Here is an 8097-nt window from a genome sequence, read left to right as displayed (position 1 = left end):
GGCGGGGCCGGTGCGCGGGGCGGGGCCGGTGCGCGGGCGGGGCCGGCCGGGCCGCCGCGGCCTCGATCTCCGCGGCGATCCGCTCGGCGCCGAGCAGCACCTCCGCCTCCAGATGCGGGGCGGACGGCACCACCGAGTCCGCGGAGGACAGCAGCAGGACGGGTGCGCGCAGCCGGGACCAGATCCGGGGGTGCACGCGGGCGGCGATCTCGGCGCCCCAGGTGCCGCCCTCCGTGCTCTCCTCCGCGACGGCGATCAGCCCGGCGCCGGCGAGCAGCGGCAGCACCGGTTCCAGATCCGGCGGATAGAGCCGGGCCGGGACCAGGACATGCGTGGTCAGGCCCCGGCCGCGCAGCGAGCGGGCGGCGTCCAGGGCCCGGTGCGCGGTCCCGCCGGGACAGATCAGCACCGCGTCGGGCGGGGTGCCGTCCACCGGGGACACCCGGGCCCAGCCGGCCGGGCCGCCGAGCAGCTCGTACCCGTACTCCTCGTCCACGACGCCGTCGCGGAACATCCGCCGGGTGTAGAGGACCTTGTCCTCGAACAGCATCGCGGGCCCCCGGTCCAGGCCCTCGGCGAGCAGCGCGTACGGGTCGTGGAACGGACTCGTCTCGTACAGCGCGAGGTCGGGAATCCCGAGGAAGTGCTTCTGGAGGCTCTGGCTGTGGGTCGGTCCGTAGCCGCGGTGGCCGCCCGTGGGACAGCGCACCACGAGCGGCATCGGCACCCGGTCCCCGTACATGGTCACGGACTTGGAGATCAGGTTGAGGACCTGGTCGAAGGCGAGCGCGGCGAAGTCGCCGAACATGATCTCCACGATGGCCTGGTCGCCCGCGAGCGCGAGACCGCCCGCCACACCGGTGATGCCCGCCTCGCTGATCGGGGTGCCCCGCACCCGGTCCGGATGGCGGGTGGACAGCCCGCGCGTCACCTTGAACGCGCCCCCGTACGGGTCCAGTACGTCCTCACCGAGGAGGTGCAGCGCGGGCCGCTCCTCGAAGAGCCGGTGCAGGGCGGCGTTGAGTGCCTCGACGCAGCGGGGCGCGGGCCGGGTCACGGTGCCCCCAGCTTCCCGGCCAGCGCGGCGCGCAGCGCGCCGACGGTGCGGCAGCCGCGCGCCTCGCGGCCGGTGAACCGGATGCCGTAGACCTGCTCGACCCGGGAGACGATCTGGACGTGGCGCAGGCTGGTCCAGGCGGACGTGGTGGCCGGCCCGGTCTCCTCCGTCACCTCCTCGACCGGTGTCCGCAGCACGTCGGCGACCAGTCCGGTCAGTGCGCCCGGGTCGCCCGGCCCCGCGCTCGCGGCGGGGCCGCGCGGAGCGGCCGGGCGGGAGGGCCGCGGCGGCTCGCCGGGCTCGGTCAGTTCGGCCATCGTTCCTCCGTCCTCGGGCGCGGCCGGCCGGGCCCCCTGCGGGCGGCGGGCGGCCGTGCCTGTACCTCGCGGGCGAGCGCGTCCAGTTCGGCGCGCACCCGGGCGTCGAGGTCCCGGAACGCCTCGCCGGTCCGGTCGGCCAGTCCGGCGTACCGCGCGTACCAGTCGCCTGCCCTGAGCAGTTCGACCTCGGCCGGGTCGCGGGTGTCGTCGCCCTTGCTGTGCGGGCCGAGCCGGTGGGTGGTGAACTGCACGACGGCTGGGCGGTGTTCCTCCCGGACGCGGCGGACGACGGGGGCCAGCCGCTCCCGGATGTCGGAGACGTGGTGGCCGGTGACCTCCAGGAAGTCGATGCCGAAGGCGGCGGCCCGGTCCGCGACCGACCCCGCCATCTGCAGGCTCGTCGGGGTGGATTGGGCGATGCCGTTGTGCTCGACCACCACCAGGACCGGGACCCGCCACAGCGCGGCCATGTTGAGCGCCTCGTAGACCGCGCCCTCGCCCCAGGTGCCGTCCCCGACGAACACGGCGGCGATCCGCCCGGACCCGGTCCGCTTGCAGCGCAGTGCGATGCCCACGGCGAGCGGGAGGCTCTGCCCCTGCACCCCGGTGGAGAGGTATCCGTCGCGGCGGATGTGCTGGCTGCCGCCGACGCCCGAGCACACGGCGCCTTCGCGGCCCGTGATCTCCGCGAGCAGCCCGGCCGGGTCCCGGAAGAGGGCGAGGTAGTGGCCGTGGCCCCGGTGGTTGCTCAGGACGTGGTCGCCCGCCAGCAACGGGGCCAGGGAGACCGGCACATGTTCCTGCCCCAGACAGGTGTGGGTCGTTCCGTTGAGCCGTCCCTCGGTGAACATCCGCAGCAGCAGGTTCTCGAAGTGGCGGATGGTCAGCAGGGATCGAAGGTCCTCGGGCCCGGGGAGCGCCCGCGCGCCTCCTGACGGCGGTGCGGTCTGCGCCGCAACGGCCCGCGCCGGGACGGCCGGTGACGGCACGGCCGGTGGGGGCGCGGCCGGTGACGGCACGGCCGGTGACGGCACGGCCGGTGGGGGCGCGGTGGCCCGGGCGCCGCGTGCCTGCGACGGTTGCGCGGTCATGGCGGGACGACCCCCTGCGAGCCGGTCTGCGTGGACAGCACCTGATCACGCTCACGCTAGGACGGCCCGTTCTCAGCCCGGCCCTCAATCCGGTCTCACCCGCCGGGCCCCGCTCTTAGGCCCGTCTCACCTCGTTCTCACCGTGGTTGCGCCCCCGCGGACCCGCCCGTTAACTGACTGGCGTCCCGACGGGCAGCGGTTTCCCGGTCCTCGTCCGGCCCGCCGCCGCGGTTGCGTGCCCCGGCCGCGCGTGCGAGGGGTCCGGCCCATCCGAAGGAGTCCACAGATGCCGCCCTCCCCCCAGGTGCTCGTCGTCGGCGCCGGACCCGCCGGGCTCGCGCTCGCGGCGGAGCTGGCCGGCTTCGGCGTCTCCTGTCACGTGGTCGACAAGCGCACCGGGCGCAGCCGGCTCTCCCGCGCCTGCACCGTCGAGCCGCGCACCCTCGAACTGCTCGACATGCGGGGCCGGGTGGGCGATCTGCTGGCCTGGGGCCGGGAGTGCCCGCATCCGCCGCTCGGCAACGAGGACGGCTATCTGGACTACGGGCTGCTCGACACCGGTTTCCCGTTCAGCCTGTCCCTTCCGCAGGCACGTACCGAGGACGCGTTGCAGGCCGCCGCAGAGAAGGCGGGTGCCGTGCTGCTGCCCGGCACCGAGATGACCGGGCTGTCCCAGGACGCCGACGGGGTGGACGTCGAACTGACCGGCCCGGAGGGCCCGATGACCGTGCGGGCCGCCTACGTCGTGGGCTGCGACGGGGTGAACAGCACCGTGCGCGACGCCCTCGGGGTGCGGTTCGACGGCTGGAACTACGACCAGTCGCTGATGATGGCCGACGCCCGGCTGAGCGCCCCGCCCGGTCCCGCCGAGTACGCCAGGATCACCCGGCGCGGCATGGCCGCCCTGTTCCCGTTCCGGGACGGCACGTACCGCGTGATCGTGCTGGACCGCGAGAAGTTCACCGTGCCCGCCGACGAACCGCTGACGCTTCAGGACCTGGGCGAGAGCTGCGCGGCGATCCTGGGACTGGACGTCGGCCTGCGCGATCCGCTGTGGCTGTCGCGGTTCCGCAGTTCGCAGCGGCACGCGAAGAAGTACCGGGTGGGCCGGGTGCTGCTGGCCGGTGACGCCGCGCACACGCACATCCCGTCGGGCGGGCAGGGGCTCCAGACCGGTATCCAGGACGCGTTCAACCTGGGCTGGAAACTGCGCGCGGTGCTGGACGGCTGGGCGCCGGACGGGCTGCTCGACACCTACGAGGCGGAGCGCTACCCCATCGCCGCCGAGACACTGCGCAAGACCGATCTGTCGTTCCGCTTCGAGACGTCCGACAGCCTGCCGGCGCGGCTGCTGCGGAAGGCCGCGATGTGGTCGATGCGGATCAAGCCGGTCCACCGGCTGAACGTGATGCACCTGTCGGGCCTGGCCCTGCGCTACCCGGCGGCGCGGCGGGAGCGGTGGACCGGGCTGCGGGTCCCGGACCGGCCGCTGGTGGCGGCCCCCGGCGAACCGGGACGGCTGTACGAACTCTTCCGGGACGGCGGTTTCGTGCTGACCGGCACGGCCGCCCTGCCGCCCGCCGCCACGGGCTGGGAGTCCCGGCTGCGGGCCGGCAGGGTCGCCGAACCCCTGGGCTCCGGCTGGCCCGCCTTCGTGCTGGCCCGCCCCGACGGCCATGTGGCCTGGGCGGGTGCCGAACCCGGCCGGGGTCTGACCAGAGCCCTGCGCCAGTGGTGCGGCGAACCCCGCCCGTCGGCCGGCTGAACGAGGGGGCCGGATGTCCTCCGCGATGTTCCTCGCGCTCGTGCTGCCGGCCCTGGCGGGAGTCCACTTCTATGTGTGGTGGCGGACGGTCCGCGACACCTCGGCCCCCCGGTCCTGGTGGCGCCGGACCGGTACGGCGCTGCTCGTCGTCCTGGGGCTGCTCCTGGTGGCGGCGCCTCCCGCGGAGCGGGCGCTGCCCGCGCCGCAGGACGCCTGGGTCGGCTGGCCGGGCTTCACCTGGATGGCGGGGATCGTCTATCTCGCGCTCGCCCTGCTGGCGGGCGAGGCGGTCCGGCCGTTCCTGCCGCGTTCCCGGCGCGGGCGGTCCGCCCCCCGGGACGGGGAGCCGGTGCCCGTGAGCGGTGCCCCGGCCCCGTCCGGTACGGCCCCTCCCGGTACGGGCCCGTCCGCTACGGCCCCGTCCGGTACGGGCCCTCCCGGTACGGCCCCTCCCGGTGCGGGCCGGTCCCCCGCGCCGGACTCGCCCGCGCCGCCCGCCACGGATCAACTCCAGGCCACACGGCGGCTGTTCGTGAGCCGGGCGATCGCGCTGACCGCCGGTACGGCCGCCGCGGCCGCCGTGGGGTACGGCGTGCACACCGCGCTCGGGCCGCCCCGCGTCAAGCACGTCACCGTGCCGCTCGCCCGGCTCGGCCCGGGGGCCCACGGCTTCCGGATCGCGCTGATCAGCGACATCCAGCTGAACGTGATCGTGGGGCGCTCCCGCACCCGCCGGCTGGTGGAGCTGCTCAACGGCACCGAACCGGACCTGGTGGCCGTGGTCGGCGATCTGGTGGAGGACGCCGACGTGGCCGACCAGGGGCGCGCGGCCGAGCCGCTCGCGGATCTCCGGGCGCGGCACGGCGCGTACTACGTCACCGGGAATCACGAGTTCTACTCCGGCGCGGACCAGTGGGTCCGCTTCGTCCGCGGGCTCGGGCTGCGCGTGCTGCGCAACGAGCGGGTGGCGCTGCCCGGTTTCGACCTGGCGGGCGTCGACGACGCGAGCGGGGAGGAGTACGGCGCCGCGCCGGACTACGAAGCGGCGCTCGGCGGGCGCGACCGGGAACGGGCCGTGGTGCTGCTCGCCCATCAGCCCTCGCAGGTCACTGAGGCCGCCCGGTACGGGGTGGACCTCCAGTTGTCCGGCCACACGCACGGCGGTCAGCTCTGGCCGTTCACCCGTCTCGCCGGTCTCGGCGACGCGGATGTCGCCGGGCTGAGCCGGCACGGCGACACCCTGCTGTACGTGACCCGGGGCGCGGGCTTCTGGGGGCCGCCGGTACGGATCGACGCCGACCCGGACATCACCGTCGTGGAGCTGGTGACGCCCCGCCCCTGACCGCGCGGCCGGGGCGGGGCGTGTTGCGGTCCGTCAGCCGGCCGCGGGTCCGCCGAGCAGCGGCAGCCCCGCCGTGTACCGCCGGAAGAAGCCCGCCGTCGGCGTGTCGGCGTGCGCGACCTCGTCGGGGGTGCCCTCGGCGACGATCGCGCCGCCGTCCGGGCCCGCGCCGGGGCCGAGGTCGATCACCCAGTCCGCGGACGCGGCGACGGGGACGTCGTGCTCGGCGACGACCACGGTGTTGCCCGAGTCCAGCAGCAGGTCGAAGGCGTCCACCATGCGCTGGATGTCGGACGGGTGGAGCCCGGAGACCGGCTCGTCGAGCACCACGAGCCCGGCCTTGCGGTTCGCCGATCCGCGCTGGATCGCGGAGGCCAGCTTCAGGCGCTGGGCCTCGCCCCCGGAGAGTTCCGTGGCGTTCTGGCCGAGTTGCAGATAGCCGAGGCCGACCCGGTCCATGGCCTCCAGCGCCTCCGCGAGCTGCCGCTGCCCGGTGAGCCGTTCGACGGCCTCGGCGACGGTCAGCTCCAGCACCCCGTGGATGGTGAGCCCCTCGTAGGTGATCTCCAGGGCCTCCGGGGTGTAGCGGCGGCCCTCGCAGGCGTCGCAGACCACCCATACGTCGGGCAGGAAGTGCATGTTGACCAGCTTGCGGCCGTAGCCGGTGCAGGGCTCGCACCGGCCGCCGCCCGCGGTGTTGAACGAGAACCACGAGGACTTGATGCCCCGCCCCCGGGCCTCGTCGGTCTCCGCGAAGAGCTTGCGGACGATGTCGAACGCCTTGCTGTACGTGGCGGGGTTGGAGCGCGGGGTCCGGCCGATCGGCTCCTGGTCGACGACGGCGACCCAGGCGAAGCGGTCGGCTCCGGTGACCCGGCGGACGGTGTCGGTCGCCGTCCCCGCCAGCGCCGCCTCGGTGCCCGCGCCGAGCGCGCCGAGCAGGCTGCTCTTCCCGCTGCCGCTCACCCCGGTGAGACAGGTCAGCCGGCCGACGGGGAAGCGGACGCGTTCGGCCGTCACGTTGTGCGCGGACAGTCCGTGCAGCTCCACCCAGGCGGTGCCCTCCCCGACCGGGCGGCGGGTGCGGCGCAGCCGGGGGCCCTTTCCGGCGAGGTAGTGGCCGGTGAGCGAGCGGGGGTGGCCGGCGACGTCCGCCGGGGTCCCGGAGACCAGCACCTCACCGCCGAGCCGTCCGGCGCCCGGACCCAGGTCGATGACCCAGTCCGCGCGGGCGATCAGCTCCGGGTCGTGCTCGACCAGCAGCACGGTGTTCCCGGCGGCCCGCAACTCCAGTGCGATGTCGAGGAGATGGGCCTTGTCCGCCGGGTGCAGCCCGGTGCCGGGCTCGTCCAGGACGAAGATGATGTCGCTGAGTTCGGTGCTCAACTGGGCCGCGAGGCGGGTGCGCTGGAGTTCGCCGCCGGAGAGGGTGGCGGCGCCGCGCGACAGTTGGAGATGGGCGAGGCCGAGCCGGTCCAGCACCCGCAGCCTGCGGGCGAGATCCTGGAGCAGGGGTTCGCCGACGAGGCGCTGCCCGTCGCCGAGGCCCGCGGTGACCCGCTCGCTCCAGGCGCGCACCTCGCGTACGTCCACTTCGAGGAGTTCGGGGAAGGCCAGTCCGCCGAGCCGGACGGTGCGGGCGATCGCGTCGTAGCCGGTGCCGCCGCAGCCGGGGCAGGGCATCTTGCGCATGTACGGCAGATAGCGCTCCTTGGCGCTGGGGGTGGCGGCGTTCGCGAAGACCCGCTCCACCTCGGCGAGCGCGCCGCGCAGCGGCTCACTGGAGGTGTACGTCCAGGAGGACGTCTCGTTCTTGTTGGGCATGTCGACGGTGGCCTCGATCTTCTCGTCACCCGTGCCGTACAGCACGTTGTGCCGGAATTCCTCGGGCAGCGACTCCCAGGGCCGGGCGAGGTCCACGCCCCGCTTCTCGGCCAGGGCGGGGATGAAGGCGTGTTCACCGGAGCGCCATTTCGCGTACCAGGGCGAGGCGCCGTCGAAGAGGGGCAGGTCGGGGTGGGTGATGATGAGTTCTTCCCGTGCCTGCCAGCGTCCGCCGACGCCGTGGCAGTCGGGGCAGCTCCCCTCGGGGGTGTGCCGGTCGAAGTGGGCGGTGCTCAGATGCCCCCCGCCGGGCACCGGGCCGGGGCCGACGGCGGGCAACCGCGAGTAGAGGAGGCCGAGATGGCCGTCGATGCCGGTGATGGTGGCGACCGTGGAGCGCGGGTTGCGGTTGAGCCGGCGCTGGTCCACGGCGAGCGTGGCGCCGAGGCCGAGGACCCGGTCCACCCGGGGGCGATTGCGCTGGGTGATGTACTGCCGGACGAAAGGGGAGAGCCCTTCCAGGTACCGCAGTTGGGCCTCGCTGTGCAGGGTGTCGATGGCTAACGAGGTCTTGCCGCTGCCGCTGACTCCGGTGAAGGCCACCACCCGGCCCTTGGGGATGCTCACGGTGACATCGCGGAGGTTGTTGGTCCGTGCCCCCACCACCTCGATGGCCTTCGAGGTACGCACGCTCTCTG

At 74.5% G+C, this 8097-nt stretch carries 6 protein-coding genes; 2 read left to right on the top strand and 4 right to left on the bottom strand.

The annotated features are described in order from the left end of the window. From SZN_RS43210 to SZN_RS18795, 3 genes are all read right to left on the bottom strand, one after another. Positions 1 to 1057 (bottom strand): alpha-ketoacid dehydrogenase subunit beta (locus SZN_RS43210; RefSeq protein WP_007497359.1); only part of this gene is annotated, 1057 nt, incomplete at its 3' end. After that, positions 1054 to 1374, bottom strand: coding sequence for an acyl carrier protein (locus SZN_RS18800; RefSeq protein WP_007497357.1), 321 nt, complete (start codon positions 1372 to 1374; stop codon positions 1054 to 1056). The genes SZN_RS18800 and SZN_RS43210, both read right to left, overlap by 4 nt. Next, a complete protein-coding gene (locus SZN_RS18795; RefSeq protein ID WP_007497355.1) occupies positions 1362 to 2468 on the bottom strand; it encodes a thiamine pyrophosphate-dependent dehydrogenase E1 component subunit alpha in 1107 nt (368 codons plus the stop codon). The genes SZN_RS18800 and SZN_RS18795 overlap by 13 nt, the downstream gene beginning before the upstream one ends. Before the next feature lie 286 nt (positions 2469 to 2754). Between SZN_RS18795 and SZN_RS18790 the strand changes: the two genes are divergently transcribed. Together SZN_RS18790 and SZN_RS18785 are read left to right on the top strand one after the other, a co-directional pair. Beyond that, a complete protein-coding gene (locus SZN_RS18790; RefSeq protein ID WP_007497353.1) occupies positions 2755 to 4233 on the top strand; it encodes an FAD-dependent monooxygenase in 1479 nt (492 codons plus the stop codon). Positions 4234 to 4246: 13 nt separating this feature from the next. Further along, the gene (locus tag SZN_RS18785) at positions 4247 to 5575 is read left to right on the top strand and encodes a metallophosphoesterase (RefSeq protein ID WP_007497351.1); all 1329 of its coding nucleotides are present in this window, start codon (positions 4247 to 4249) and stop codon (positions 5573 to 5575) included. 33 nt (positions 5576 to 5608) lie between these two features. On the opposite strand, the gene SZN_RS18780 is transcribed toward SZN_RS18785, so the two are convergent. Beyond that, positions 5609 to 8089, bottom strand: a complete 2481-nt coding sequence (locus tag SZN_RS18780) for an excinuclease ABC subunit UvrA (RefSeq protein WP_244313388.1) — start codon at positions 8087 to 8089, stop codon at positions 5609 to 5611. Between the last annotated feature and the right edge of the window lie 8 nt (positions 8090 to 8097).

The organism is Streptomyces zinciresistens K42 (genome assembly GCF_000225525.1).
GTDB lineage: Bacteria > Actinomycetota > Actinomycetes > Streptomycetales > Streptomycetaceae > Streptomyces > Streptomyces zinciresistens.
This window is presented reverse-complemented; position numbering and strand designations above follow the sequence as displayed.

Excerpts from the sequence above, each read along its gene's own strand:
- SZN_RS18800 (WP_007497357.1), bottom strand. The coding sequence starts at position 1,374 with ATGGCCGAACTGACCGAGCCCGGCGAGCCGCCGCGGCCCTCCCGCCCG.
- SZN_RS18795 (WP_007497355.1), bottom strand. The coding sequence starts at position 2,468 with ATGACCGCGCAACCGTCGCAGGCACGCGGCGCCCGGGCCACCGCGCCC.
- SZN_RS18790 (WP_007497353.1), top strand. The coding sequence starts at position 2,755 with ATGCCGCCCTCCCCCCAGGTGCTCGTCGTCGGCGCCGGACCCGCCGGG.
- SZN_RS18785 (WP_007497351.1), top strand. The coding sequence starts at position 4,247 with ATGTCCTCCGCGATGTTCCTCGCGCTCGTGCTGCCGGCCCTGGCGGGA.